The sequence below is a fragment of the Actinokineospora globicatena genome (assembly GCF_024171945.1).
In the GTDB taxonomy this organism is placed as follows: domain Bacteria; phylum Actinomycetota; class Actinomycetes; order Mycobacteriales; family Pseudonocardiaceae; genus Actinokineospora; species Actinokineospora globicatena.
Genome location: NZ_JAMTCR010000002.1, coordinates 916,579 through 942,616 on the forward strand (window position 1 = coordinate 916,579; position 26,038 = coordinate 942,616).

Sequence of the window (26,038 nt, forward strand, 5' to 3'; positions counted from 1 at the left end):
TTACGTAACACTGTTTCAATACCCTTGTCTGGCGCGTCGCCGCAGCTCCGGGTACGAATGGGGACATGGCGGGGCTGGGCGAGTACCGGCGCAAGCGCGACGCCCGGAAGACCCCGGAGCCCGTGCCGGTCGACGGCGCCCTGCCGGTCGGCGACGACAACACCTTCGTCATCCAGGAGCACCACGCGTCCCGCCTGCACTGGGACGTGCGGCTCGAACGGGGCGGCGTGCTGGTGAGCTGGGCGGTGCCGCGCGGCCTGCCGACCGAACAGGGCGACATCCGGCTGGCCGTGCACACCGAGGACCACCCGATGGAGTACGCGACCTTCGAGGGCGAGATCCCCAGGGGCGAGTACGGGGGCGGCCGGATGGTGATCTGGGACCGCGGCACCTACGAGACGGTCAAGTGGAGCGACCGCGAGGTGGCGGTGGTGTTCTCCGGCGAGCGGGTGCGCGGCAAGTACACGTTCTTCCACGGCGGCAAGTCCGAGAAGGACTGGATGGTGCGCCGGTCAGAGCCACCACAGCAGTCGGACTGGATAGCGCTACCGCCCGCTCATGAGCCCATGCTCGCCAGTCCGGGCGCGCTGCCCCCGGCAGACGAAGAGTGGGCGTACGAGTTCAAATGGGACGGTGTGCGCGCTCTAGCCAGAGTGGACGGTGGGCGGCTCCGCCTGTTCTCGCGCAAGGGCAACGACATCACCAGCTCTTACCCCGAACTGCGCGCGCTAGGCGAAGAGATGGGTAGTACGCAAGCGTGGCTGGACGGGGAGATCGTCGCCTTCCGCAACGGGAAGCCGTCGTTCGCGGAGCTGCAGAAGCGGATGCACGTCTCCGATGAACGGCTGACCCGGCGGCTGGCGGCGGAGACCCCGGTGACGTACGTGGTGTTCGACGTGCTGCACCTGGACGGGCGGCCGTGCGTCGACCTGCCGTACACCAAGCGCCGGGAACTGCTGGTCGACCTGGGGTTGCGCGGGCCGCACTGGAACACCTCGCCCAGCTACCCGGGAGCGGGCGCGGCGGTGCTGGAGACGGCGCGCGAGCAGGAGCTGGAAGGGATCATCGCCAAGCGGCTGGGGTCGCGGTACCACCCGGGCAGGCGGTCGCCGGAGTGGATGAAGATCACCGACCAGCGCGCGGTGGAGGTGGTCATCGGCGGCTGGCGGCCGGGCGAGGGGCGGCGGTCGGAGGTCTTCGGGTCGCTGCTGGTCGGGCTGCCGACGGCGGAAGGGCTGCGGTACGTCGGGCAGGTCGGGACCGGGTTCACCGACGACGTGCTCCGGACGATCACCGGCAAGCTGCACCGGCTGGAGCGCAAGACGTCGCCGTTCTGCAACGAGGTCCCGCGAGACCGGGCCCGCGGCGCGCGGTGGGTGCGGCCCAGCATGGTGGGCGAGGTCGCGTTCCTGCACTGGACCGACGACGGGCGCATGCGCGCGCCCGCCTGGCGGGGGTTACGCGTGGACAAGGACCCGTCGGACTTAGCGACGGCGGACCCAGTGGAGTGGCAGGGATGACCGGCGAGGTGCTCGTCGAGGTCGAAGGCAGGCGGTTGCGGCTGACCAACCTCGGCAAGGTCCTCTACCCGGAGGACGGCTTCACCAAGGGCGACGTGATCAACTACTACAGCCGGGTGGCCCCGGCCCTCACGCCGCACCTGCTCGACCGGCCGGTCACCTTCCGCCGCTTCCCCGACGGGGTCGGCACACCGGGGTTCTTCGAGAAGAACGCCTCCCGGCACAGCCCGGACTGGATCCGCACCGTCACCATCGAGACCCCCGGCAGCACCACCGGCGCCGAGAGCCTCGACTTCGCGCTGCTCAGCGACCTGCCGTCGCTGGTCTGGGCGGCCAACCTGGCCGGGCTGGAACTGCACGTCCCACAGTGGACAGTCGGCCCCCGCGGCGCCAAACGCGCACCCGACCGCCTGGTCTTCGACCTGGACCCGGGCGCCCCAGCGACAGTGGTCGAGTGCTGCGTGGTTGCCCTGGCCCTGCGCGACGCCCTGGTCGCCGACGGCCTGGAGGTGGTCGCGAAAACCAGCGGCTCCAAAGGCATGCAGCTCTACGCCGCCGTCACCACCAGCTCACCGACCCGCACCTCCGACTACGCCAAATCCCTGGCCGAACGCCTCGAACGCGACCTACCAGACCTGGTCGTCTCCCGAATGGCCAAGAACCTCCGCAACGGCAAGGTGTTCATCGACTGGAGCCAGAACAACCCCAACAAGACCACCGTCGCGCCGTACTCCTTGCGCGCCCGACCGGAGCCCACCGCGTCCACACCGGTGACCTGGGCAGAGGTAGCAGCCTGCCGCTCCGTCGCCGACCTGACCTTCACCGCAGACGAAGTCCTGGACCGCGTCGCCGACCACGGGGACCTGTTCGCGCCGCTGCTCACCAAGGGCCCCAAGCTCCCCCAGTGACCTAGCCTCGTTGACTAACCGAGGGCCAGGGGCGCCGAGCCGAAGGCGACGTTGAAGCGGTCGCACCAGATTACGGTGCTTTGGATGCCTGTGAGGTCGGCGTCGGCGGGGATGGGGTAGTTGAGGTTGCCGTCGGTGGCTTTGAGTTTGCCCAGGGGGATGTGGCGGGTGTCGTCGTAGGCGTGCCAGTCGGCGTTGGCGGGGGTGGAGGCCAGCCAGACGTGGACGTCGGGGCCGTCGGAGGTGGAGAAGCCCTCTAGGCGCAAGACCCTTGTGCCGTCCTGTTCGAGGACACGGGCGGTGCCGCGCGTGGGGTGCTCTTGGCTCACGAACGCACCTTCGGCCAGGACCTTCGGGCCTGCCGGGGTGGTCGTAGTGGGTTCGGCACTGGCTGTAGGCATTTCTGCGCCCGTTGGTGCGGTAACCGCGGTCGTCGTGGTCACGGGGAACGGGAGGGCCTCGTCGACGTTGCTGCGGGTGAACAGGCGCCAGGGCTGGAACAACCACAATCCAACGGCAGCGACCACTGTGACGGCGAGAAGGCCGCCCCAGAGGAACCTTCTGCGCAACGATTGACGCATCAACCTCGCCTTTCAGTTAACGAACCGAACATCGCCCTGGCAATGTGTGGCGTTCTTCGCCATTATCCCCGGTCGCGGGCGGTGGATTCCTTACCGACTCGTTACGCTCGCAGGTGTGACCGCCTTCCCCGATGTCCCCGACGCCGAGCAGCCAGCGCCAGCACCGCGCGTGGACAGCGAGGTCGGCCCGCTGCGCACCGTGCTGCTGCACCGCCCCGGCAACGAGCTCAAGCGGCTGACGCCGCGCAACAACGACCAGTTGCTCTTCGACAGCATCCCGTGGGTCGACCGCGCGCAGGACGAGCACGACGCGTTCGCCGACGTGCTGACCGGGCGCGGGGTCGAGGTGCTGCGGCTGTTCGACAGCCTGGTGGTGGCGCTGGCCGACGAGCGGGCGCACAGCGCGGCCGCCGCGACGGCCGTGGACCGGCGCAGGCTGGGCACCGAGCTGGCCGACGCGCTCAGCGCCTACCTGTCCACTGTGGACGCCAAGGGGCTCGCCGACGTGCTGACCGGCGGGATGACCTTCGAGGAGCTCCCGGCAGCCGAGGGCGCGTCGCTGGTGCGCAAGATGCACCACCCGCACGACTTCGTGGTCGACCCGCTGCCGAACCTGCTGTTCACCCGCGACTCCTCGGTGTGGATCGGCAACCGGGTGGCGATCGCGTCGCTGGCGATGCCCGCGCGCGCGAGGGAGACCGCGCTGCTCGACCTGATCTACGCCTACCACCCCCGGTTCCGCACGGCGGGCCGCGCGTACGGCGCCCACTCCGCGCCCGTCGAGGGCGGCGACGTCCTGCTCCTGGCCCCCGGGGTCATCGCGATCGGCGTCGGCGAGCGCACCACCCCGGCGGGCGCCGAGTCCCTGGCCCGTTCCGCGTTCCGCGACGGCCTCGCGCACACCGTGCTGGCCGTGCCGATCGCCCAGGACCGGGCGACCATGCACCTGGACACCGTCTGCACCATGGTCGACCGCGACGCGGTGGTCATGTACCCGGCGGTGAGCAACACGCTGCGCGCCTACACGCTGCGCCCCAGCGAGACCGGCGTGCGGGTCGACGGACCGGCCCCGTTCCTGGAGGCGGCGGCGTCCGCGATGGGCATCGACCGGCTCCGGGTGATCGACACCGGCCTCGACCCGGTGACCGCCGAGCGCGAGCAGTGGGACGACGGCAACAACACCCTGGCCCTGGCGCCCGGCGTGGTCGTCGCCTACGAGCGCAACGTGGAGACCAACTCCCGGCTGGAGGACGCGGGGATCGAGGTGCTGCGTATCAGCGGCTCCGAACTCGGCACCGGCCGCGGCGGCCCGCGCTGCATGTCTTGCCCGGTCAGCAGGGACCCGCTCTAACCACACAAGCCACAAAGACCCCGGCGTGCCGCCACAAGGCACTCCGGGGTCTTTGTCTTCATAAGGAAGCCCAACCTAAGTTAGGTGAGCCTTTCTTTTCCCAGCGCCTCTGATATTGACACGCGGCGGAGCTAAGATCATTGTTGTCGGTAGCGGGTGATCTTGACAGCTCGCCGCAGATCCGGCAGGTCAGCGCACATCACCCGATGCGGTGAAGCCGGTCCTGACTTAGGAATGGCTAACCTGATCAAAGGTTCCACAGGCTTGCCTAACGTGATCCAAATAGCCGTCGAAATGGGTGACCAATAGCGCGCGAAGGGCCGCGATCGCGTACCGTTCGACGCCATGACCTCCAAGTTCCACAAGCTGCTGCAGGTGCAGATCCGCAACGAGTTCACCGCCTCCCAGCAGTACGTCGCGCTTGCGGTGTGGTTCGACGGCCAGGACCTCCCCCGCCTGGCCAAGCACTTCTACCAGCAGTCGCTGGAAGAGCGGAACCACGCGATGATGATCACCCAGTACCTGATGGACAACGACATCCCGGTGACCGTCCCCGGTGTCGACGAGGTGCGCAACGAGTTCGCCGACGCGGCCGAGCTGGTCACCCTGGCCCTGCAGCAGGAGCGGGCGGTGACCGACGAGATCGTGAACCTCGCCAAGGTCGCCCGCGACGAAGAGGACTACCGGGGCGAGCAGTTCATGCAGTGGTTCCTCAAGGAGCAGGTCGAGGAAGTCGCGTCGATGCGCACGCTGCTCACCATCGTCAAGCGCTCCAACGGCAACCTGTTCGACGTGGAGAGCCACCTCGCCAGGGAGCACGTGGGCGACGCCGGGTCGGACCCGACGGCACCGCGCGCGGCGGGCGGCGCGCTCTGAGGACACGCGGAAAGCGGGAGCAGCCCCCAGGCCCGCTCCCGCTTTCGCGCTATCCGAAACACATCTGCTTGTCCGTGTAGAGCGAGAACTCGACCACCGACTTGCCCTGCCCGAACCCGAACGAGTAGACCTTGCCGCCGTCGAGCTTGACGATGCGGTAACCGTGCAGGTTCGTCGTGGCCGCCGGGTACGCGGTGAGCAGCTCGGCCTCGGTCGACCCGATGCCGATCCCCTCCGGTGTGCGCGCCCCCTTCGGCGGGAAGATCGCCACCACCCCGTCGACCGGGGAGATGCCGACCCCGAGCGAGTCGCGGTCCGGGTACGCCTTGAAGGTGTAGGCTCGGCACTCCGCTGACCCCAGGTCGACCGCGACCAGTTCCCCGGTCGCCTCGGCCTCGGCGACCGACATCCCGATCCGGACCTTGCCGAAGCCCGCGGGCCGCAGCTCCGGCACCGTCGGCGCCCTGCTGACCGACGTCGTCAGCTTGCCCGCGGAGGTCGGCTTGGTCGCCGTCCCCGCCGCGTCGGAAGCCGAACCCGCCCCGGGCACCACGGCGCTCGTGGGCACCTGAGCGGTGGTCGTGCTGACCGTCGTCGACAGCGTCGGCATGCCCTCCTGCCCCGGCGGGGAGGACGAGGTCCTGGCCAGGCCGCTGAACGCCACCCCACCGGCGACCAGGACCGCCAGGGTCAACGCGCCACCCGCCGCCGTCACCGCGATCCGCCGCTTGCGCCGCCGACCGGCACCGGTGACCACGGCATCGGTCGCACCGGGGCGGACCGGGACGTCCAACCGTTCGTCGGCGAACAACCTGCGCAGCTCGTCGTCGATGTCCATGCCCATCACCTGCCCTCCGCGGTAGCACCCAGCCGCGTTCGTAGTGTCGCCATCGCCTTGCTGGCCTGGCTCTTCACCGTCCCGGCGCTGACGCCGAGGGTGTGCGCGATCTCCGCCTCGGAGAGGCCCTCGTAGTACCTCAGCACGACCACCGCCCGCTGCTTGGCGGGCAGCGACCGCAGCGCCTGCCACAGCGGCTCGTCCTCGAAGGCGTACCGCACCTGGTTGGCCGGGGTCTCCGGGATCTCGGAGACCAGGTTCTCCCTGCGGGTGCGCCGCCACCGGCTGACGTGCGCGTTGGCCATCGACCGGCGGGTGTAGGCCAGCGGGTCGCCAGCCTTGCGCAGCACCGACGACCACCGCGAGCCGATCTTCTCCAACACACCCTGCACCAGGTCGGCCGCGTCGTGCGGGTTGCCGGTGAGCGCGTGGCCGTAGCGCAGCAGCCCGGGCATGGCGCTGCTGACGAACTCCGCGAACTCGTCCATCCCCGCTCTCTCCCCCTCGACCGCGTGCGCGACGTCCAACGTGATCATGGCACTCACGACACGCAGAACTCGTACTGGTTGCTGAGCGAGATCCCGACGACCTTGCCCTTGGTGATGTTGAAGACGTAGTGGTTGTTGGGGTAGCCGGGGACATCGACGCCGGACCCACCTGGGCCGTCTTCCAGCTTCGGGTAAGCGCGCTTGACCTCGTCCTTGGTGGAGCCCACGCCGATGCCTTCCGGTGTCCGGGCGTCGTCGCGGGGGAAGATCAGCGCGACGCCGTGCTCGGGAGAGATCCCCACCATGAAGTGGCCTTCGGCTTGGCCAGGAGCCGCGTGCATGACGCAGTCCTCGAAAGGATCCCCGGGCGGCGAAGCCAAGATCATGCCGGTGGCGATGGCCTGCTCGGTCGACATACCGAGCTTGAGGGAGCCGTAGCCATCCGGGCCGATGACCTGCTTGCCGTTCGGTGTGGGCTTCTTCTGCGCGGCGGCTTTGGGTGCGGCCTTGGCGTCCTGCGGGGCGTCGACGGCGGGGGCGTTGGTGGCCGACGCGGTCGTGGTGGGCGCGGCGGCCTCGGTGGCGGGCGCCGCTGCCGGGGCGAGCGTGCTGGTGGTCGTCGACGGGCTGGGCGCGGCCGCCGGGGCGGGGTCGCCACCGCAGGCGGCGAGCAGGAACCCGGAGGCGACTGCGGAGATGAGCAAACCGTTGCGCAGCAAGGACTTCTTCGACATCGTGGTCCCCCTCGATCGTCGTGGTGGCCGTTCCAACCACTGACATCGAGAGCACGCCCGACCCGGCGAACCGGTTGCCGTGCGTTACACCACCGTTATCTACCGCTGCGCGAGCGCCGCCGGGAGCTCGAACGTGCCGTCCGGTCCAGGCTGGAAGTCGTGCGCCTCGACCACCGCCGCGGCCGGGATCGGGCCGTAGACGTGCGGGAACCAGGGACCACCCGGAATGGGCGGGTCACCCGGTTCCCAGCGCAGCGGGACACCCAAGCGGGCCGGGTCGACTTCCAGCAGCAGCAAGTCGGTCCGGCCCGCGAACAGGCGGTTGGCCGGGAGGTGCACGGTCCCGGGGTCGGAACAGTGCACGAACTCGTCGCCGTCGAGCGGGGTGATCTCGACGGCGGGCCAGAGCGCCCGGAAGGTGATGTGCAGGATCACCGGATGGTGATCTGCCTGCCGAGCAGGCCGTCGCGGGCCCGGCGCTCGTCCGAGGTCAGCGGCTCGTCGGCGAGGGAGGCGAGTGCGGCGTCGAGGCGGGTGCCGAGCTGGTCGACGGCCTCGGTCCACTCGCGGGCGTGCGACTCGCGGTCCAGATCCCACACCGGGACGAGCAGGCCGTGCGCGCGGAACGAACCCGCGTACCGGGAGCCCTCGCCGAGGCCGAGCTCACCACGAGCGTGCAATCGGGCCAGGGCCGCGAGGAGGTCTTCCTCCGGCTCCGGGCGGACCCAGCGCAGGTGCGCGCGCTCGCCCGCGTCGACCCAGTAGGCGGCCGGACCGATGCGCTCGGTGGGCAGGATGGCGCTGTTGGCCCGCTCCAGCGACAGCGCGACCTCGCCGGTCGGCTCGCTGCCCTCGGGCATCCACCAGGTGAAGTCGGTGTGCACCACGGCTTCCAGCGGCGCGTCGACCGCCACCAGGTCCTGCAGCCGCTCGGGCTTGTCGCCCGCGTCGGTGTCGGGGCCGACCACGGTCAGCACGTCACCCGGCTCGGCGGTCAGCGCCCAGCGCACGGCGCGGGCCAGGTCGCGGCTGATGTCGCTGGACCGGGTCTGCACCTGCAGCCCGACGTAGGCGACCCCGTCGGCGCGGATCAGCCCGGCGGCGGCCATCGGCAGCACAGTGGCCAGCGTGACCTCGCGCTCCTGGCCGACCAGCGACAGCGTCGCGGTGCCGGAGGGCACGAACTCGCGCAGCGCGATCAGCTCGCACTCGGCGGCCAACCCCTCGAACGGCCGCGCGACGGCGACCTCGACAACGCCGCCCGCCGAGCCGTGGCAGGCCTTGTAGCGCTTGCCCGATCCGCACGGGCACGGCTGGCGGGGACCGATGCCGGACGCGTCCGGAGCCTTGGCCTTGTTCTTCACGGCGGATCGCCTGGACATCGGGCTGCTCCTCGTCGACCTGGTGTGCGGTGTGCGCCGACGCTACCCAATGACGGAGAAGCATTCCCGCTGCGGGTGGCGCAAGATAGGCCAGTGCCTCTCGACCCGACGTTCGTTGCCGATCCATACCCAACGTTCGCGGCCATGCGCAACGAGAGAGAAGTGCACTGGCACGAGGAGTTGGGGCTACCGGTCGCGGTGTCGCATGCGGCCTGTTCAGCGGTCCTACGCGATCGCGGACTGGGTCGGCTGTGGAAGGACAAGGAACCGGTCGCCGCGTTCGGCGCGTTCAACATGCTGCACCGGAACTCGCTGCTGGAGAACGAACCACCAACGCACACCCGCCTCCGCCGCCTCATCTCGGCGGCCTTCGGGCGCGGGCACACGGAACGACTGCGGCCGATGGTCTCGCGACTCGCCGACCGGCTTGTCGAGAACCTGGCTGACCGAATCGCGGCCGACGGGTCGGCTGACCTGCTGGAACACGTGGCGGGCCCACTGCCGGTGGAGGTGATCGGGGAGCTGCTGGGGGTGCCCGCCGCAGACCGCGGGTTGCTGCAGCCCTGGTCGAACACGATCGTGAAAATGTACGAGTACGGGGTGGCGCCCGCGCAGGCAGCGTTGGCGGAGCAGGCGTCCGGGGAGTTCGCGGCGTACCTGCGGACGTTGACGGGGCAGCCGGGACTGATCAGCGACCTGGTGGCCGTGCGGGACGGGAGCGACCGGCTCTCCGACGACGAACTGGTTGCCACCGGGGTGCTGCTGCTGATGGCGGGGCACGAGGCGACTGTGAACGTTATTGGCAACGGGGTGCTTGCGCTCTTGCGCTACCGGTCGCAGTGGGAGCTTCTAGTGTCCACATCAGACCTCTTGCCTGGGGCGGTTGAGGAGCTGCTGCGGTTCGACCCGCCGTTGCAGCTGTTCGAGCGGACGGCTACTGCGCCGGTTGTCGTTGGGGAGTATGAGGTGGCTGCGGGGACGAAGGTGGCGGCGTTGCTGGGGGCGGCTGCGCGGGACCCGGCGGTTTTCGATGAGCCGGACCGGTTGGACATCACGCGGTCGCCGAACCCGCACCTGTCGTTCGGGGCGGGGATCCACTACTGCGTGGGGGCACCGCTGGCCCGGGTGGAGATCGCGGCGGCATTACGGGCCCTGTGCGATCGGCTGCCCGGGTTGCGCCTGGCATCGGAACCGTTGCGACGCCCGGAGTTCGTGATCCGCGGCCTGCAATCGCTACCGGTGACCGTGGAGTAGGCGACTGCCCTGGCTCAAATCCCGGCACGACAAGACCCTCGACCGGGTGAATCCCGCGCGCTGCTTCCCCAAATCCCCAGGTGGCGTCTGTCCACAATGCCGCGAGTTATCCACAGCCCAACCGCACCCCCAGGGCGCCACCCCCACCCCCGGTAGACTGGCACTGGGGACGCCCCCCGGAGAGGGTGGGGGCTGGGGTGCCGGAGGCGGCCCCCGCGAGCACGGCGCTGCCCGGGCGGGGACGGGCCCCAGGAGGCGAAAGCCGAGGCCCGAGGTTCGGCCCGGCAAGGCGAAGTCGAAGCCCCAGCGAAGCCGAGTCGATGTCCCGGTGGCGTGGGCGCCCAGGGGCCGTGCTTGCGAAAAAACGCTGGTCAGGCGTCGAGCGTGGGCGGAGTTAGCGGGTAGCCGTGGTGGGGCGGGGGGCGCGGGTGGGGGCGTCCTGGGTCTTGACGCGGACCACGCGGAGGCGGCGGACCGAGGAGGGGGCGATGGGGGCCAGGAGGAGCGACAGGCGGTCGACCAGGCGGATGGTGAGGATGGCTACGGCGGCGGCGGTGAGGTTGGTCGCCGCGGAGAGGAGGACGCCGTCGGCTTGGGCTTGGACTGAGGTGTGGAGGCGCCAGAGGAGGGTGGTGGCGAAGAGGAGGCCGCTGGCCGCCCAGGCTATCCACCAGGTGGTGAGCAGGGGGCTGGGGCGGGGGCGGTCCTCGGCGGGGCGCCGGAGGATGGCGTGTTCGAGTTCGGCGAGGACGGCGCCGGGGACGATCAGGTTGGGGCCGGGCAGGAGCAGGCCGGGGAGCAGGCGCCAGTCCTCGCGGGCCGGGGCGTAGCCTGCGGTTTCGGCGGCGGCCTCGCGGGCGGCGTGCAGCCACCACAGGACCGTCGCGGCGCTGATGATCCCGGCGGCGATCGACAGGACCGCGCCCGTGGTCACCAAGCTGTCCGACCACTGCACGACGGAACGCGACAGCGCACCGGTGCGGCTGTCCAGCAGCAGCACGTACCGCCAGACCTCGGCGCCCGCGGCGATCACGGCGACGGCGGCCAACAACCAGAGTGCGGACGCGGCGAAGCGAGCCCGGCCGCGCACGCGTTCCACAGCACCAGGCGCCTCCTCCAGCGCACCGATGCCGACCACGGCCGTCGGCCAGCGCCAGGCCAGCGCGGGGAAGCCCCACCGGGGTGGGGTGCGGTAGCGGGGCGGGCCGAGGTAGGGCAGGCGGAGGCGGGGTGCCTCCGGTGCCTGGTTCGTGGGTGGTGGGGTCGCCACCCACTCGTAGCCCTGGTGCACGGCTAGATGACCTGCGGTTCCAGGCCGGTCTCGCTGACCACCGGTTGCCCGAGGGCCGCCCAGGCCTGCATGCCGCCGTCGACGTTGACCGCGTCCCAGCCGTTGCCGTTGAGGTACTGGGTGACGCGCGCGGAGCGGCCACCGGAGCGGCAGATGACGTAGACCTCGCCGTCGGCGGGCAGTTCGCCGAGGCGGGCGACCAGCTCGCCCATCGGGATGTGCCGCGCGGTCGGGGCGTGCCCGGCGTCCCACTCGTCCTGCTCGCGCACGTCGAGCAGGGTCGCGTCGGCGGGGACGGCGTCGACGGTGGCGGCGGGCACGCTGTTGGGCATCACAGCACTGATGCTGCCACGACCAGGCGTAGGACGCGGGTGAAGGGTCTCAGGCGACCCACACCGCCAGCTGCGCCAGCTGCAGCTCGGTCATCGGCAGCGTCGGCCTGCCCGGCTGCCGCTCCGTGCCGTCCCGCACGTGGATCGAGCCGGAGTTGCGGACCTCCAGCACCACCAGCAGCCCGTTCGGCCGGAAGATCCGCGCGCGCATGGTCAGCGTCGGGATGGGCTCGGACAGCACCATCGGGTAGACCTGCACGACAGTGCCGTCCTCGGTGATGTGCCGCTTCGGCGGCTCGCAGTTGCTGTCGGTGAACGCCAGCGCGTCGGCCGCGGCGATAGGGCTACCGGTGAAGGTCGCGCTGCGCACGCTGAGGCTGCCGACACCGTCGCTGTCGGTGAGGTCGAGGTCGGCCGTGATGCCCGCCGTCGGGGCGTCCCAGTAGCCGATCTTGGTCTTGGGCAGCACCCTGGTCACCGCCGTGCGGGTCGCGCCGAGCAGGGCGCCGGACACCTCGCCGTACCCGACCTGGGGTTCGCCGCTGACCGGGCACCGGTACAGCGCCTTCAGCGGTTCGACCTCCCCGCCGTCGAGCCGCTGCGGCTCGCTCGCCGGGCGCAGGTCCACCCGGGGCCAGTCCACCTCGGTGGGCACGGACCGCAGCACCGCCGGGGGCATCGGCGCCGACTGCAGCCAGTTCAGCGACCCGGCGACCATGCCGACCACCAGCACCACGATCAACGACGTCCTGGCCACCCGGACGTAGACCAACCGCTTGCCCAACCGCACGACCTCGGTGACCGAGGTGGTGCCCGCGGGCGCCGGACCGTCCAGGAGTTCCCGCAGCGCGTGCTCGTCGACTGGCATCAGGCGCTCCTCGTGCTCTCCGGGTAGGCGGCCCGCAACGCGGCGAGCCCCCGCGCGGTCTGGCTCTTCACAGTGCCCGTCGAGCAGCCCAGCGCGGCGGCGGCCTCCTCGACCGACAGGTCGGCGACGAACCGCAGCACCAGGACGGCGCGTTGGCCGGGCGGCACCCCCAGTAGGGCCGCCCGGAGAACCTCCCGCTCCGGAACCGCGTGTTCACCGCCGACCGGTGTGTCGGGCACCTCGGCCACGCTGTGCTCGCGGGCCCGCCCGCGGCGTTTCGTGTCGAGGAAGGTCCTGGTCAGGACCGTGCGCAGGTAGGCGTCGGCGGTCTCGGTCCTGACCTTCGACCACCGCGCGTACACCTTCACGAACGACTCCTGGGCCAGTTCCTCCGCCAGCGACCAGTTCCCGCAGAGGGCGTGCGCGATCCGGCGGTAGGTGTCGAAGCGGGCCGAGAAGAACTCGGCGAACTCCTCGTCGCGAACCCGCAGCACCCCGCGCCCTCCCCCTGGTCTCACCCGCCTCTACGCGGTTGGCCCACCAGGGGTTGCACGGGTCAACGCCGGTGTCGCCCGTTCGCCAGGCGGGTGCGCTCCTCGGCGTTGCCGAACCGGAGGATGTCGCGGTCGCGGATGAACCCGAGCCGGTCGGGGGCGTGCATGCGCAGCCTGGTCCGGTTGGTGTCGGGTGGTACGCGGCTCTGCGTGGCCTTGCTGGTGACCACCACGACCAGGAACGCCACCGGCACGGTGACCAGCGCGGGTTGCTGCAGGAACGACGGCGCCCAGCCGCCGGTGTACCCGCTGACCGTGGTGAGCACGATGGAGGTGAGCACCATGCTTCCGCCGACGACCATGCCCGCAGCCGCGCCGACCCAGGTGATCTTGCGCCACCAGATGCCCAGCAGCAGCACCGGCGAGAACGTGGACGCGGCGAGCGCGAAGGTCATCCCGATGCTCAGCGAGATGTCGCTGGGCCGCAGCACCAGCGCCAACGCCAACGGGACCCCACCGGCGAGCGCCGTACCGAACCGGAAGTCGCGCACCCGGCCTTTGAGGATGTCGGTCGAGAGCACACCCGCGACGCTGACCACGAGCCCGGACGACGTCGACAGGAACGCGGCGAACGCGCCCGCGGCGGTCACCGCGCCGAGGATCTCCCCGAGCGTGTTGGGCGCGATCTTCAACGGCAGCGCCAACACCGCCGCGTCGGTCCGGCCCGCCACCAGCAGCTCCGGCGCGTACACCCGGGACAGGGCGCCGATGAGGATCGGGAAGACGTAGAACAGGCCGAGCAGCAGCAGCACGTGCAGCGTCGTGCGGCGCGCGGCCTTGCCGTCGGGGTTGGTGTAGAACCGCACCAGCACGTGCGGGAGCCCCATGGTGCCCAGGAACAGCCCGATGATCAGCGAGTACGTGGTGAACAGGTCGCCGGTCCCGGTGACCGGCCGCAGCCAGGACGCGTTGTCGAGCACCGCCGGGTGCACCACCGGGGTCTCGCTGCCCGCCGAGAAGCGCAGTTCAGTGCCCTCGTCGACGGGGTGGTCACCCGGGCCCCAGTACGTCGGACCGGAGACGGCTGTGCCGTGCACCCGGCCGTTCGCCCACAGCAGCACGCCGTCCTTGACCTGCAGCACCACGTCGGTCTCGACGGTGACCACCGCGTCGCGGGTGAACCGGGGCGGCATCGGCTCGGACAGCCCGGTCGCACCGAGCCCGTTCACCCCGCCCTGCCCGAAGAACAGCACGCACAGCACGAACGTCGGCGCGGCGATGGCGAACAGCTTGAGCCAGTACTGGAAGGCCTGCACCAGCGTCACCGCGCGCATGCCGCCGCCGAAGACGTTGACGATCACCAGCACCGCGACCAGCGCCGACCCGATCCAGCTGGGCACCGACGGCAGGATCTGGTGCACGGTCAGCCCGGCGCCCTGGAACTGCGGCACCAGGTAGAGGATCCCGATGAACACCACCGTCGCGGTCGCCAACCTGCGCAGACCGGCCGACCCGAGCCGGGCCTCGCAGAAGTCGGGCAGCGTGTAGGCACCGGAGCGGCGCAGCGGCGCGGCGACGAACAGCATCAGCACCAGGTAGCCCGCGGTGAAGCCGATCGGGTACCAGAGCGCGTCGGCGCCGTCCTTGAGCACGAGGCCCGCGACACCGAGGAACGACGCCGCCGACAGGTACTCCCCCGACACCGCCGCCGCGTTGCGCCGCGACCGCACGGTGCGCCTGGCGACCAGGAAGTCCTGGGTGGTGCTGGCCAGCCGGGAACTGCGGTACCCGAGGGAGAACGTGGCGAGGCTGACCAGGCCGATGGCCACCACGGCCCAGACGTTCAGCTCCACCGCGCTACTTCTCGACCATGTCGACGAAGTCCCGCTCGTTGCGCTCGGCCACGAGGTTGTACCAGTAGCCGATGGCGAACAGCACCGGGAACGGCGCCACGCCGAGCACCAACCACGGCAGTGAGACGCCTGCGACCTCGACGTCGGAGAGCTCGGGGAACAGGTAGAAGGCCAGCGGCAGCGCGCAGAACAGCAGCATGGTGCCGACCGCGAACTTCACCGCGTCCTTGAACTGGGTGCGGATGAACGAGCGCACGACCTCCTCGGCCCAGCTGGTCTGCTCCTCCAGCTCGACCACGGTGCGCAGCACGGTGACCGGCGCGCGCGAGTCGGCGAGGACGACCTTCTTGCGGCGCGGTCTCGGCGCTGGTGAGTCGCCTTGACCGGACGCCGCGCCGTTCACGCGCCGCCGCCCCGGACGAGCCGGTCCTTGAGCTCGCGGGTGTGCCTGCGGCTGACCGGCAGCACCTTCTCCTCGTGCCCGATCACCACCGAGTAGCCGGAGCCGCCCATCCGCAGCTCGGTGATCAGCGAGATCGGTACCAGGTAGGAGCGGTGGATGCGCACGAACCCGGCCTTCTCCCAGCGCTCCTCGAGCTGCGCGAGCGGGATGCGCACCAGGTGGGAGCCGTCGGAGGTGTAGAGCCTGGCGTAGTCGCCCTGCGCCTCGACCCAGCGCACCGACGCCCGCGACACCAGCTTGGTGGTGCCCGCGAGCTCGACCGGGATGACCTCGTCGTCGCGCTGCTCGGGCACCGCGCTCTGGCTGCCGCCGCCGTTCTGGTGGATCTTGGCGAGCACCCGCTCCATGGCCTTGTCGATGCGCGGCTGCTCGGCTGGCTTGAGCAGGTAGTCGACCGCGCCGAGCTCGAAGGCCGCGACCGCCTCGTGGCTGTGCGCGGTGACGAACACCAGCACCGGCGCGGGCTTGAACCCGGCGAGCACCTTCGCCAGCTCCATGCCGGTCAGGCCGGGCATGTCCAGGTCGGCGAAGACCGCGTCGACGACCGAGAGCCCCTCGTCCTTGCGGCTGGCCAGCTCCGGGTCGTCGCCGGAGAGCAGCAGCAGCGCCTCGGTGGCGTCGAACGCGGACAGGACCCGGCGCACGTGCCGGTTGCCGTTGAGCCGCTCGACCAGCACGTCCATGCCCGCCTTCTCGTCGTCGACGGCGAGGACGACGAGACCGGGGCTGTTGTTCGCAGTACTCACGGTGAACGCAATCTTGGCGAGTGGTCGGTGGGGGATCCATGGGCGGTGCGCCCGTCCACAGGGTGAAGCATTCCGCGCGATTGTGACAGGGCGGTCACGGTTCGCGCACCCCCGCCCGCTCTAGAGGCCGAACCGCGACCAAGCGGCCCGGTTCTCCAAGGCCTGCACCGCAGCAAGCACTCTGTCCGAAGTGGACAGCAGGGCACCCGGTCCGCCCGCGATGCCGAGCCGGGCCAGCAGCGCCCGCTTCGGTTCCGCGACAGCGACTTCCGCGGTCGGGAAGCGCTCGGCGATGATCGACCGCAGGCTGCCCAGACCGTCGACGAGACCGAGTTCCAGCGCGCGCCTGCCCGTCCAGACCTCACCGGAGAACAGGTCGACGTCGCCACCGGTCAGCCGATCACCCCGGCGCTCGCGCACCCAGCCCGCGAACTGCTCGTGCAGATCGTCGAGCTGCCCGGACAGCCACTGGACGTCCTCGTCCTTCTCGGGCAGGAACGGGTCGAGCCGGACCTTGCGCGTGCCCGCGGTGTGCACCCGGCGCTCGACGCCGAAGCGCTCCAGCAGCCCCACCATGCCGAACCCGGACGACACCACGCCGATCGACCCGACGAGCGAGGACGAGTGCGCGTAGATCTCGTCGCCCGCGCAGGCGAGCAGGTAGCCACCGGACGCGGCGACGTCCTCGCAGAAGGCCAGCACCGGCACGCCCTTCTTGGCCGCCAGCTCCCTGATCCGCTCCGACACCAGCGCCGACTGGGTCGGGGCACCACCGGGCGAGTTCACCGCCAGCGCGACCGCGACCAGCCGGTCGTGGTCGAACGCCCTGGTCAACGCCGACTCGACGGAGGTGGTGTTGATGGCACCCCGGGTGATCGGCGACGGCGACGGGCTGATCACGCCGTGCAGCCGCACCACCGCGACCACCGGTGCGCGGTCCCCGCGCTCGCCGATCCGGGGCAGCCTCGCCAGCTTCTCGGTCACGCTCATACCGCGCAACCCTACGTCCGGTCGGCTGAGAACGGCGGTTGACCAGGCCGGGGTGTCGGCCAAGAGGTCACGGCGGGGGCAGCTGGCCGTTGGGGCTGTCGTCGTCGGGGTGGTCGTCACCGGCGAAGTTCGGCAGGTCCGGCCGGACCCCGGGGAAGTACTTGGGCACCCGCAGGGTCACCTTCATCCCGGCGCCCGGCGCGGTCTCCACCATCAGCGCGTAGTCGTCGCCGAACACCTGGCGCATCCGGTAGTTGATGTTGCCGACGCCGACGTGCGCGCCGCTCTTGTGCGCGTCGCGCAGGTCCTCGAAGAGCCGGTCGGCGTCCATGCCGACGCCGTCGTCCTCGATCGTGATCAGCGCCTCGTTGCCGTTGTCGTGCGCGAACACGCTGACCGTCCCGCCGCCGGGCTTCTTCGCGATCCCGTGCCGCACCGCGTTCTCCACCAGCGGTTGCAGCACCAGGAACGGCACCACCACCGACTGCACCTCGGGCGCGATCCGCAGCCGCACGTTGAGCCGCTCGCCGTAGCGGGCGCACTCGATGGTCAGGTAGCGGTCGATGTTGCTCAGCTCGTCGGCCAGGGTCGCGAACATCCCGTTGGACCGGAAGGAGTACCTGGTGAAGGCGGCGAAGTCCTGCAACAGCTCCCGCGACTGCTCGGGGTCGGTGCGGATGAGCGAGGAGATGGTGTTCAACGTGTTGTAGATGAAGTGCGGCGAGATCTGGGCCCGGAGCGCGCGCAGCTCGGCCTGGGCCAGCTGCTGCTTGGACTCGTCGAGCTTCGCCAACTCCAACTGGATGCACAGGAAGCGCGCGACCTCGTCCGCCGCCCGGATCATCCGCTTGCCGTCGACCCCGCCGACGACGATCAGCGCGCCCTCGACCTGGCCGTCGATGATCAGCGGCACGATCACCGCCGTGCGCATCGGGCAACTGCCGCGCCGCCTGCACTGCAGGTTCTCGTGCTGCACGTGCGCGCGGTGCCCCTCGCGCACCGCCTCGACGATCTGCTCCTCGAGGTCGGCGTAGTGCTCGTTGGCCTGCCCGTCCCAGGACAGCAGCCGCCCGTCGCGGTCCGAGATCCCCACCGCGACGCACTTGAGCATCTCCAGCAGGTGCGTGGTCGCCTGGTCGGCCGCCTGCTCGGTGAGCCCGTTGCGCAGCTCCGGCGCGGCCTTCGACAACCGCTGGACGGTGTCGAGCACCGCGTCGTGCACCGTCCCCGCCTTGCGCGGCCTGCACAGGAAGACGAACAACCCGAGCACGATCAACGTCGCCACCACTCCGACGAACGCGCGCTCGGTCAGGAAGTCCACCTGGTCATGCTCCCGGTTGCCTGCGGATCGGGACAAGGACGGGGTCAAGGTACCCGGTGCCCCACCCCGGCGGACGACCTGCGGCGACCGGGAGTTGTCCACAGCCGAACAGGCCACTCGCCCCGTTCCACCGCCCCACGCCGATAGGCTGTACATCGGGGGCTGCTCAGCCCGGTTCGATCTTGCCGAGGCGCTACTTGAGCAGGCGGGACAGGCGTCGATCGGCCAGCGGCTTGCCACCGGTCTGGCAGGTCGGGCAGTACTGGAAAGACTTGTCCGCGAACGAGACCTCGCGGATGGTGTCCGCGCAGATCGGGCAGGGCAAGCCGGTCCTGGCGTGGACCCGCAGCCCGGAGCGCTTCTCCCCCTTGAGACGAGCGGCGTCCTGGCCGACCGAGCGGGTGACGGCGTCGGTGAGCACCGTGCGCATGGCCTCGTAGAGCTGGTCGACGGACTCCTCCGGCAGGCGCGCCGGAGTGGCGTAGGGGGACAGCTTCGCCACGTGCATGATCTCGTCGGAGTAGGCGTTGCCGATGCCCGCGATCACCCGCTGGCTGGTCAGCAGCGTCTTGAGCCGCTCGGTGCGCTCCGCGAGCACGGCGCCGAACTCGTCGCGGGTCAGCGCCAGGGCGTCCGGCCCGAGGGTGGCGATCTGCTCGATGGTGGCCGGGTCCTCGACGATCCAGACCGCCAAGCCCTTCTTCGTCCCGGCCTCGGTCAGGTCGAACCCCGGCCCCTGCCCCGGCGGACCCAGGTGCACCCGCAGCGCCAGCGGACCCTTGCCCGGCTTGGGCGGGGTCGCCGACATGGTGTCGGCCCAGCGCAGCCACCCGGCCCTGGCCAGGTGCGTCACCAGGTGCAGGCCGGCCGCGGCCAGGACCAGGTACTTGCCGTGGCGGGACGCGCCGGTGACCTCGCGGCCGTGCAGCGCGGTCCACGGCGGGCTGGCGGTCTTGAGCACGCTGAGCGAGGCGACGTCCACCCGCTCGACGCGCCGACCGACGGCGTGTTCGCGCAGGTGGTGGGCTAGGGCCTCGACCTCGGGGAGTTCCGGCACGCCACCAGTCTCGCCGCTGCGGGGCGCGCTGTCATGCCCCGCAGCGGGCCGTCACCGGTCGGGCACGCTCAGGTCAACGGCTTGAGGATGCCCTCGTAGCTCGGCTGGGTGTCCTGGCTGATCTCCTTGGCGATGCGGGCGATCTCGGTCCGCGCGCTGAAGTAGCCGCGGATCGTGCCCATCCAGCGCTCGGTCGGCTCACCCTCGCCGTCGTCACCGGTCTCGGCGATCAACGTCCACGGCCGCCGGACCGCCCAGCGCGCCGGGAAGAACAGGATGGCCAGGGTCAGGATCAGGAGTAACCAGCCCGGCACCACCACGTTCACCGGCATCCAGGCGATCAGCGCAACCACCAGAACCGTGATCAGGACCAACATCACCACGCCGGGCACGTACCCGGCGGCGACGTCGTGCTCGAAGTCGTCCTCGGTGGCCGGGGTGCGCCACTCGAGAGTGCCGTGCACGGTCCACAACCGACCGTTCACGTCGCGTACCTGACGCGTCATCTCCTGCCCTCCGGCCGCCGGTGCGCGGCCAGCGGCACGCACCCGGGTCTGACAGCACCGAGGGGCAACGTTACCGCCTCGGCGCTGCGACCAACGGGTGAAATGCCCGACCAGCCTGCGCGCCGATTCTCGCACCGGCGACCGGAGTTGATCAACTACCGCGGTCGGGTAGCACCCGTCACGGTGACCGTCGAGTAGGTCTCCACCCTGGTCCCGGCCCTGGTGGGACGCGGGTGCCGGTACCGGGTGTACTCCGCCGACCTGGTCGCCACGGTGGTCTGCCGCGCCGAGTTGACCTTGGTGGTGACCCTCGTCTCGGTGACCACGTCGTAGCGCTCGTAGGCCACCGTCCGCCACTCGTAGCTGGTCTGGCTGTAGATCACCGGCAACGACTCGTCGTAGGTGTCCACCTGCTGGATGGTCATCCGGCCCTGACCACGCGGCCGCTCCTGCGTGGTCGTCTTGCTCGGCCGGTCGACCTTGGTGTCGGGCTGCGCCTTGGGCGGGGTCGCGACCCGGACGACCTGGCTGGCCGCCTGGGGCGGCTGCGCGGCGGGCACCTCCTGGCGGACGGGGGTCGTCTGCCGGACGTCACCGCCGTCCTCGGGCCGGTTCGGCGTGGTCGTCGACCCGCCCCGCGGCCGGTCCTGGGTCGGCACGACGGAGTTCGTCGGCGCGGGGGCGAGCCCACCGGCCGCCGACGGGTCCGGGTCGACGAGCAGCTCGGTCGGGCCACCGCCGTTGAAGTCCGCGTAGGCGTGCTGCTCGCCAGTCGTACCCCACGGCACCAAGGCGAAGCCGAAGACACCGACGGCGGCAGCGGAGGTCGCCGCCAACGTCACCTGCATCTTCGCCGTCGACAACAGGCCCTTGACCGCACCGAACCCCGTGACCGCGCCGGTCGTGGTGCTCGCGATGCCGATCTGCTGCCAGAGGGCGATACCCGCCACCGGAGCGGCGATGAACGCGGCGTGCGCGCGCAGACCCGAGCAGACGTCCTGCAGCTCCGCCTGCATCGACGTGCACGACGGGCACGTCGACAAGTGCGCGCGGACCTTGCGCCGCTCAGTGCCCTTGATGGTGCCTGCCGTGTACGCGCCCAACTTCTCGAGAACGGACCGGCAGCCGGTAGAGCCGCGGTCCACCGTCAGGTGCGCCTGCAGGTAGGCCGCACGCAGACCCTGACGCGCACGGCGGGCCAACGCGGCGGTGGCGTTCGGGCTGAGACCGAAGTTGCCCGCGACGACCGCGGGCCGCTCCCCCTCGACCTCCACCTTCCACAGCACGCTGCGCCACCGCTCGGGCAAGCTGGTGAACGCGCGGGTGATCAGGGTCCGCTCGGTGGACTGGCCGGTGTTGTCCGGCCCGGCGCCCACCCGGTGGCTCAGCTCCTCGTCGCTCACCGGGACGTCGCGCTTGCGGGCGCTCCACTCCCAAGCGACCCGCCTGGTGACGATGAGCAAGTAGCCGCGGACGTTGTCCACCGGCCCCGAACCGCGGCGAACCGCTTGCAGGACGCGGAAGAACGCCTCAGCGGCGAGGTCCTCCGCCTCCGCGCGGTCCGCGACCAGCCCGAGGGCCAGCCTGCGCACAGCGTCGGAATGCCGGGAGAACAGCTCGCCGAAGGCGGCGTCATCACCGGAGCGGAGGCGTTGCAGGAGTGCCAGATCTTCGCAGGCGGCGGCCGACGAACCCTCGTCGACGTCGCGACGCCCGCCGGAAGCAGGCCGGTGCATCCCGGTCATCCGGCCCGGTACCTCCTCCTGGCCGTCGTGACAGTGTTGAACAAGATGCCACACGGTGTTGTCCAGCGGTCGATAAACGTGAATAACGTTAAGAGGACCCCATCATCTGTACTAGCCCGCCCAGAAGATCCTGACTGGCCCAACAGCACCCCCTCGGTCGACGAGTGTGGGGAAGGTACCCCCGCTGCGACAGCGCGAACGGAGCCTAAGGTATAGTTCCGGTACCCGGGCAAGACCGGGTACAAGCGGATGTAGCGCAGCTGGTAGCGCATCACCTTGCCAAGGTGAGGGTCGCGAGTTCGAGTCTCGTCATCCGCTCACGAATAGCTGGCGAGTGCTCATGGAGAGCACTCGCCAGTTTTCGTTCGCCATTGTTGTGGGGGCGCAGCCCCCACGCCCCGCCCCGGAGGGCTTCGCCCCCGGGACCCCCATGTTGTGGCTGGGGATGCGGCGGGGGCCGGAGGCTTCGCCCCGGGGTGGGGGTTGGGGATGCGGGTGAGAGCCGGAGGCTTCGCCCCGGGGGAGAAATGAGATGAGCAGGGCTCTTGGGAGAGCCTTGCTGGTTGGCGTGGGTGGGGGATCAAGAGGTGGGACGGCACGGCTCTGGGAGCCGTGCTGGTGGCGTGGGTGGGGGTGGGGTTAGAGGTCGGGGGTGGCGGGGAGGTGGGAGTGGGTGATGGCGGTGAGGAGGGCGGCGTGGTCGGATTCGGTTTGGTTGGCGTAGGCGATGGCGTAGGTGGCGATGGCCTCGTCCAGGTCCTCGCCGCAGTAGCCTGCCAGCAGGCGGGGGTCCACGGAGCGGGTGTGGGCGCGGGCCAGTAGGGCGCCTGCGAAGCGGCCGTAGTCGTCCAGGTGGTCGCGCTCGAGGGTGGTGGGGTCGATCTCGCCCTTGCGGTTGCGGAACTGCCGGACGATGTAGTGCCTGCCCTCGACGGTGGTCCAGCCGAGCAGGATGTCGGTCTCGGCCTGGACGAGCCGGGCGCCGTGGACGATGCGCTTGCCCTCGTGCTTGGCGGGCGCGTGCCCGAGGTGGTGCGCCAGCGCGGAGGACTGGGCCTCCTTCACCTGCAGCACCAGCGCCTCGTCGCCGTTGCCGTGCAGCAGCACCAGGTAGTTGCGCAGGCCGACGCTGCCGGTGCCGACCACGCGGAACGCCACGTCCGACACCCCGTACCGCATGATCAGGTTCCGCCGGGACTCCCGCAGCGTGTCGACGTAGGCGGGCAGCGCCCCGACCACGGCCTCGGCGACCTCGTCGCGGACCGAGGTGAGCACCGGCGGCTCGGTGACGAAGCGCCACCGCTGGTCCGCGCCGCGCTGGGTCCACTTCGCGGCGACCTTGGCGCTGGTGTTCTTGCGGGCCTTCTTGGCCGCCTTCGCGAAGTCGTCCAGCAGCGCCTGGCCGTCGACCTTGGCCAGCACCGACTCGTCGCCCAACGCCGACCACGAGTCGAGGAACGGCTGCTCGGCGAGGTGGTCGAGCGCCTTGCGGTAGGAGCGGACCACGTCCTCGGCGGCCTCCTTGCAGGACTTCTCGGAGAACCCGCCCTCGCGACCGGCCAGCACGATGCTCGTCGCCAACCGCTTGAGGTCCCACTCCCACGGCCCCGGCACGGTCTCGTCGAAGTCGTTGATGTCCATCACGATCTGACCCTCGGGCGTCCCGTACAACCCGAAGTTCGCCGCGTGCGCGTCCCCGCACAACTGCGCGTCCAACCCGCTGCGCGGCGTCCCGACCAGGTCAGCCGCCATCAACCCGGCACTCCCCCGGAAGAACGCGAACGGCGAGGCCATCATCCGCCCCACCCGCAGCGGCACCAGGTCCGCCACCCGTCCCACATTGCCTGCCTTCACGAAGTCCACGACCGACGGCCGGTCCTCCGCCAACCGCATCTCGCGGTGGTCCTTGAGCCCCGCCACCCCCCGCAACGCCCTCCCCTGGGCGAACACCTCCTCAGGCTCGACCCACCGCCCCAAAGCCACCGCGGCCTGCGCCCGCTTCCGTTCACCCATGCCGCAGATCATGCCTGGTCACCCCCGGTACCGACCCCGAAACCGAAGTGCGCCCACACCACCCGGACATAGCGGACGAACCCTCGCGGACGAACGTCGCCGAGCCGACGTCACAGCGGCACCCCTTGCCGTCCACCCCAGGACCGACGTACATTATTCTGTACGTCGAAGGGAGGGTGTCTGTGAAGACCATGAGCTACTCCGAGTCTCGAGCGAAGTATGCCGAGACCCTCGATTCAGTGGTCAACGACCGCGAAGAGGTCGTGATAACCCGCGCCGGACATGAGCCAGTCGTGATCGTGTCCCTCGACGACTACCAGTCGCTCAAGGAGACCGCTTACCTGCTGCGGAGCCCGGAGAACGCGCGACGACTGATCACCGCCATCGAGCGACTGGAGTCCGGCGGCGGCGCACAGCACGACCTGGCGGAATGAAACTGGTCTGGGACGAATACGCCTGGGCGGACTACGCCTGGTGGCAGACCGAGGATCGGAAGGTCCTCAAACGGATCAACGAGCTGATCAAGGACATCTGCCGCAACGGCAATGAGGGGATCGGCAAACCGGAGCCCCTCAAGCACGGCTTCCAGGGGTATTGGTCTCGCCGGATCACCGACGAACACCGCCTGGTCTACAAGGTGGCACTGGACGAGCTCCGGATCGCCGCCTGCCGCTTTCACTACGGTAAGTAGGCGGTTCGCAGCACATTGTCATTCGAACACTTGTGCACACTGTGGATAACTCCTGTGGATAACCCGGTGTGGGGTCCCGGTGTAGATGATCACGCCAGAGGGGGTGGAAATGCCCCTTGAGCTGGGGAATCACCCGGGCTAGGTGAGGCGTTCTCGCGTCTTTCCGGGTGTTGAGTTATCCACAGGTGGGGACAACTGGTGCGGTTACGCAACAGCCGGAGCTGTGGTAGTGCGGCGCGTCAGGGCGGTGAAGGCGGCGAGGACGACGGCGGTCATGGCGGCCAGGAGCCAGAGGGACAGGCGGAGTGCCGAGGTGTAGCCGTCACCCTGGAGGGTGCCTCCGGTTCCGCTGGCGATGATCGAGCCGACGACGGCGATGCTGATCGTCTCGAAGGCCAGCCGGGAGGTGCCGAACATGCCGGACGCGGTGCCCGCCCTGGCGGGACCGGCGCTGCTCAGGGCCATGGCGTCGACCAGGCCGGTGGACAGCCCGATGCCCGCGCCGAGGGTCAGCAGGGGTCCGGCGAGTGACAGCGCTGTGCTGGCCGGGCCGATCGTGGTCAGCCAGGCCGCGCCGACGGCGAGCAGGACGAGAGCGGCGGTGAGGACGGCGTTCTCCGACGTCCGCCTGGCCAGCGCGCCCGCGAGCAGCGGTAGCACCAGGATCGGCGCGGTCATCAGGATCAGCGTGGCGCCCGCCTGCGGCGCGGTCTGCCCGACCACCTCGGTCAGGTACGACGGCAGGTAGACCAGCAGCGGCACCATCACCGCCACGAACGTCGCCGCCGCCATGGCCGCCGCCAGGAACCGGGGCGTGCGCAGCAACTCGAAGTGGAACATCGGGTTCGCGACGCGCCGCTCGACCACGGTGAACGCCACCAGCAGCCCGACTCCGACCACGAAGGCGAGCACCACGAGCGGGCTGGACCAGCCGAGCGCGGGGCCCTCGATGAAACCGGTGATGACCAGCAGCAGGCCGCCGGTGAAGGTGACCGTGCCGGGCCAGTCGACGCCTGCCGCGCCCGGATTGCGGGACTCGGGCAGGACCGGGACCAGGGCCAGCGCGACCGCACCGACGGCGGCGGGGAACCAGAACACCGACTGCCAGCCGAACACGCCCATCAGCAGGCTCGACACCGACGGCCCGAACGCCAGGCCGAAGCCGATCGCCGTGCCGAAGAGGCTGAACGCGAGCGACTTCGCCTTGCCGTCGAACGAGCTGGCCAGGATCGCGACGGCACTGGTCGCGGCCGCGGCGGCGCCGATCCCGGAGAGACCGCGCAGCACATCGAGCACGAGCAGGTTCGGGGCGACCGCGCTGAGCAGACCCCCCACAGCGAAGATGCCGGTCCCCGCGGCGAACACCCGCCGCCTGCCGACGATGTCAGCGAGCCCACCGGCGGCGAGCATGAACCCGGCGAATGTCGTGTTGTAGGCGTTGACCACCCACTGCACCGAGGCCAAGTCCCCGTGCAGGGCCGCCCGGATCTCGGGTAACGCGATCGACGCGCCGGTCAGGGTGATCGGGAACATCAGGACGGCGAGCAGCAGGGTGGCGATCGTGACCACCTGGTGGGTACGCACCCGCCCAGTTTCGCCTTCTCACGAACCATTGGGAAGCGAGTAACCCGGCACCCTGCCGCTCCCGCCTGGGTTCGCCCACCGCGAAACCCCGGTCCCACCAAGATCAACCGGTCCCGCCGCAGCTCCGCCGACCATGATCCACTCGCGTGGTG

27 protein-coding genes and 1 tRNA gene are annotated in these 26,038 nt (G+C 70.4%); 8 read left to right on the top strand and 20 right to left on the bottom strand.

The genetic code is table 11. The annotated features are described in order from the left end of the window. The first annotated feature begins 65 nt into the window (after positions 1 to 65). Together ligD (LV79_RS04340) and ligD (LV79_RS04345) are read left to right on the top strand one after the other, a co-directional pair. Positions 66 to 1,520, top strand: a complete 1,455-nt coding sequence (ligD, locus tag LV79_RS04340) for a non-homologous end-joining DNA ligase (RefSeq protein WP_253832272.1) — start codon at positions 66 to 68, stop codon at positions 1,518 to 1,520. Then, positions 1,517 to 2,428 carry a non-homologous end-joining DNA ligase gene (gene ligD, locus LV79_RS04345; protein ID WP_253832274.1) on the top strand — a complete coding sequence of 304 codons (912 nt, stop codon included), beginning with the start codon at positions 1,517 to 1,519 and terminating at the stop codon, positions 2,426 to 2,428. Before ligD (LV79_RS04340) ends, ligD (LV79_RS04345) begins: the two co-directional genes overlap by 4 nt. Before the next feature lie 14 nt (positions 2,429 to 2,442). On the opposite strand, the gene LV79_RS04350 is transcribed toward ligD (LV79_RS04345), so the two are convergent. After that, positions 2,443 to 2,931: a DM13 domain-containing protein gene (locus LV79_RS04350; protein ID WP_253832276.1), complete on the bottom strand. Its 489-nt coding sequence runs from the start codon at positions 2,929 to 2,931 to the stop codon at positions 2,443 to 2,445. A 193-nt stretch (positions 2,932 to 3,124) separates the two neighbouring features. Here LV79_RS04350 and LV79_RS04355 point away from each other — a divergent pair, with 193 nt between their 5' ends. Further along, positions 3,125 to 4,360, top strand: coding sequence for an arginine deiminase (locus tag LV79_RS04355; RefSeq protein WP_253832278.1), 1,236 nt, complete (start codon positions 3,125 to 3,127; stop codon positions 4,358 to 4,360). 345 nt (positions 4,361 to 4,705) lie between these two features. Then, positions 4,706 to 5,236: a ferritin gene (locus LV79_RS04360; RefSeq protein ID WP_253832280.1), complete on the top strand. Its 531-nt coding sequence runs from the start codon at positions 4,706 to 4,708 to the stop codon at positions 5,234 to 5,236. Between the two features lie 49 nt (positions 5,237 to 5,285). Here LV79_RS04360 and LV79_RS04365 read toward each other — a convergent pair whose 3' ends face one another. The 5 genes from LV79_RS04365 to LV79_RS04385 form a co-directional block, all read right to left on the bottom strand. Further along, positions 5,286 to 6,074, bottom strand: a complete 789-nt coding sequence (locus LV79_RS04365) for a hypothetical protein (protein ID WP_253832282.1) — start codon at positions 6,072 to 6,074, stop codon at positions 5,286 to 5,288. A gap of 5 nt (positions 6,075 to 6,079) precedes the next feature. Further along, positions 6,080 to 6,610, bottom strand: a complete 531-nt coding sequence (locus LV79_RS04370; protein WP_253832284.1) for a SigE family RNA polymerase sigma factor — start codon at positions 6,608 to 6,610, stop codon at positions 6,080 to 6,082. A 5-nt stretch (positions 6,611 to 6,615) separates the two neighbouring features. Next, on the bottom strand, positions 6,616 to 7,296 hold the full coding sequence (locus LV79_RS04375) for a hypothetical protein (RefSeq protein WP_253832286.1): 681 nt from the start codon (positions 7,294 to 7,296) through the stop codon (positions 6,616 to 6,618). A gap of 99 nt (positions 7,297 to 7,395) precedes the next feature. Beyond that, a complete protein-coding gene (locus LV79_RS04380; RefSeq protein ID WP_372495258.1) occupies positions 7,396 to 7,731 on the bottom strand; it encodes a DUF952 domain-containing protein in 336 nt (111 codons plus the stop codon). Next, a complete protein-coding gene (locus tag LV79_RS04385) occupies positions 7,728 to 8,678 on the bottom strand; it encodes a DUF5926 family protein (RefSeq protein ID WP_253832288.1) in 951 nt (316 codons plus the stop codon). Before LV79_RS04385 ends, LV79_RS04380 begins: the two co-directional genes overlap by 4 nt. A gap of 144 nt (positions 8,679 to 8,822) precedes the next feature. On the opposite strand from LV79_RS04385, the gene LV79_RS04390 reads away from it, so the two are divergent. After that, positions 8,823 to 9,932 (top strand): cytochrome P450, encoded by a 1,110-nt coding sequence (locus tag LV79_RS04390; protein ID WP_253832290.1) that lies wholly within the window; start codon positions 8,823 to 8,825, stop codon positions 9,930 to 9,932. Positions 9,933 to 10,326: 394 nt separating this feature from the next. Here LV79_RS04390 and LV79_RS04395 read toward each other — a convergent pair whose 3' ends face one another. The 12 genes from LV79_RS04395 to LV79_RS04450 all read right to left on the bottom strand — a co-directional run bounded on the left by LV79_RS04395 (position 10,327) and on the right by LV79_RS04450 (position 21,598). Further along, positions 10,327 to 11,223, bottom strand: a complete 897-nt coding sequence (locus tag LV79_RS04395; protein WP_253832292.1) for a DUF4328 domain-containing protein — start codon at positions 11,221 to 11,223, stop codon at positions 10,327 to 10,329. A gap of 2 nt (positions 11,224 to 11,225) precedes the next feature. Further along, the gene (locus LV79_RS04400; RefSeq protein WP_253832294.1) at positions 11,226 to 11,555 is read right to left on the bottom strand and encodes a rhodanese-like domain-containing protein; all 330 of its coding nucleotides are present in this window, start codon (positions 11,553 to 11,555) and stop codon (positions 11,226 to 11,228) included. Between the two features lie 49 nt (positions 11,556 to 11,604). Next, complete coding sequence (locus LV79_RS04405) at positions 11,605 to 12,423, bottom strand: hypothetical protein (protein WP_253832296.1); 819 nt, start codon at positions 12,421 to 12,423, stop codon at positions 11,605 to 11,607. Then, a complete protein-coding gene (locus LV79_RS04410) occupies positions 12,423 to 12,917 on the bottom strand; it encodes a SigE family RNA polymerase sigma factor (protein WP_372495259.1) in 495 nt (164 codons plus the stop codon). Before LV79_RS04410 ends, LV79_RS04405 begins: the two co-directional genes overlap by 1 nt. A gap of 62 nt (positions 12,918 to 12,979) precedes the next feature. After that, complete coding sequence (locus LV79_RS04415; RefSeq protein WP_253832298.1) at positions 12,980 to 14,770, bottom strand: sodium/solute symporter; 1,791 nt, start codon at positions 14,768 to 14,770, stop codon at positions 12,980 to 12,982. A gap of 4 nt (positions 14,771 to 14,774) precedes the next feature. Then, positions 14,775 to 15,173: a hypothetical protein gene (locus tag LV79_RS04420; RefSeq protein ID WP_253832300.1), complete on the bottom strand. Its 399-nt coding sequence runs from the start codon at positions 15,171 to 15,173 to the stop codon at positions 14,775 to 14,777. Next, on the bottom strand, positions 15,170 to 15,991 hold the full coding sequence (locus tag LV79_RS04425; protein WP_372495323.1) for a LytR/AlgR family response regulator transcription factor: 822 nt from the start codon (positions 15,989 to 15,991) through the stop codon (positions 15,170 to 15,172). The genes LV79_RS04420 and LV79_RS04425 overlap by 4 nt, the downstream gene beginning before the upstream one ends. Before the next feature lie 108 nt (positions 15,992 to 16,099). Then, the gene (locus LV79_RS04430) at positions 16,100 to 16,969 is read right to left on the bottom strand and encodes a S49 family peptidase (RefSeq protein ID WP_253832304.1); all 870 of its coding nucleotides are present in this window, start codon (positions 16,967 to 16,969) and stop codon (positions 16,100 to 16,102) included. Between the two features lie 67 nt (positions 16,970 to 17,036). Further along, entirely contained in the window at positions 17,037 to 18,290 is a 1,254-nt protein-coding gene (locus LV79_RS04435) for a GAF domain-containing sensor histidine kinase (RefSeq protein WP_253832306.1), read from the bottom strand. Positions 18,291 to 18,483: 193 nt separating this feature from the next. After that, complete coding sequence (locus LV79_RS04440; RefSeq protein ID WP_253832308.1) at positions 18,484 to 19,347, bottom strand: Fpg/Nei family DNA glycosylase; 864 nt, start codon at positions 19,345 to 19,347, stop codon at positions 18,484 to 18,486. A 68-nt stretch (positions 19,348 to 19,415) separates the two neighbouring features. Continuing rightward, a complete protein-coding gene (locus LV79_RS04445) occupies positions 19,416 to 19,853 on the bottom strand; it encodes a DUF983 domain-containing protein (RefSeq protein WP_253832310.1) in 438 nt (145 codons plus the stop codon). Between the two features lie 155 nt (positions 19,854 to 20,008). Next, positions 20,009 to 21,598, bottom strand: coding sequence for a sigma-70 family RNA polymerase sigma factor (locus LV79_RS04450; RefSeq protein ID WP_253832312.1), 1,590 nt, complete (start codon positions 21,596 to 21,598; stop codon positions 20,009 to 20,011). Positions 21,599 to 21,843: 245 nt separating this feature from the next. Between LV79_RS04450 and LV79_RS04455 the strand changes: the two genes are divergently transcribed. Continuing rightward, a tRNA-Gly gene (locus LV79_RS04455) sits at positions 21,844 to 21,916 on the top strand. A 321-nt stretch (positions 21,917 to 22,237) separates the two neighbouring features. Here the strand turns inward: LV79_RS04455 and LV79_RS04460 are convergent. Beyond that, a complete protein-coding gene (locus LV79_RS04460) occupies positions 22,238 to 23,611 on the bottom strand; it encodes a DUF2252 domain-containing protein (RefSeq protein WP_253832314.1) in 1,374 nt (457 codons plus the stop codon). A 191-nt stretch (positions 23,612 to 23,802) separates the two neighbouring features. On the opposite strand from LV79_RS04460, the gene LV79_RS04465 reads away from it, so the two are divergent. Both LV79_RS04465 and LV79_RS04470 read left to right on the top strand, forming a co-directional pair. After that, complete coding sequence (locus LV79_RS04465; RefSeq protein ID WP_233427811.1) at positions 23,803 to 24,045, top strand: type II toxin-antitoxin system Phd/YefM family antitoxin; 243 nt, start codon at positions 23,803 to 23,805, stop codon at positions 24,043 to 24,045. After that, on the top strand, positions 24,042 to 24,302 hold the full coding sequence (locus tag LV79_RS04470) for a Txe/YoeB family addiction module toxin (protein WP_253832317.1): 261 nt from the start codon (positions 24,042 to 24,044) through the stop codon (positions 24,300 to 24,302). The genes LV79_RS04465 and LV79_RS04470 overlap by 4 nt, the downstream gene beginning before the upstream one ends. A 204-nt stretch (positions 24,303 to 24,506) precedes the next feature. Here the strand turns inward: LV79_RS04470 and LV79_RS04475 are convergent, their stop codons facing one another. Continuing rightward, positions 24,507 to 25,886 carry an MFS transporter gene (locus tag LV79_RS04475; protein ID WP_253832319.1) on the bottom strand — a complete coding sequence of 460 codons (1,380 nt, stop codon included), beginning with the start codon at positions 25,884 to 25,886 and terminating at the stop codon, positions 24,507 to 24,509. Positions 25,887 to 26,038: the final 152 nt, after the last annotated feature.